Here is a 517-nt window from a genome sequence, read left to right as displayed (position 1 = left end):
AAAGCATGGGATCAAACACCATCGTCCGGGCGCATCAGCACAGCGCCGGGGCAAAAGGGGGGCGGCGCAAGCCATCGGACGTCGCCGGGGCGGGCTGAGCAGCAAGATCCACGCCGTCGTCGATGCGCTGGGCAATCCAGTGGCCTTTCATCTGACCGCAGGCCAGGCATCGGATCTGGAAGGGGCAGATGCGTTGTTGCCGGACCTGTCAGTGGGTGCCTTGCTCGCCGATCGCGCCTACGACGCCCGGGCACGTGTCATCGAGCCAATGCAGCGGCTCGGCGCGCAGATCGTCATCCCTTCCCATCCGACACGCAAAGTGCAGCGCCAATACGACCGAGCGCTGTACAAGGACCGGCACCTGATCGAGAACTTCTTTGCCAAACTCAAGCAGTACCGGGCCATCGCTACCCGATACGACAAGATTGCCCGCAACTTCCTTGGAGCGATCTATTGGATCGCATCGGTCATCCTGCTCAATTGATTACACGCCCTAGTTGTTTGATCCCATGCTTTG

At 60.7% G+C, this 517-nt stretch carries 1 pseudogene; it reads left to right on the top strand.

Annotated features, from left to right (window positions below):
• Positions 1 to 484, top strand: a pseudogene (locus tag XAXN_RS20060) (IS5 family transposase); the annotation flags it as partial.
• Positions 485 to 517: the final 33 nt, after the last annotated feature.

Origin of the sequence: Xanthomonas axonopodis (assembly GCF_001304695.1) — a bacterium.
GTDB classification, from domain to species: Bacteria; Pseudomonadota; Gammaproteobacteria; order Xanthomonadales; family Xanthomonadaceae; genus Xanthomonas; species Xanthomonas axonopodis.
Note: the sequence above shows the minus strand (reverse complement) of the source record. Positions and strands in the feature narration are given on the sequence as shown.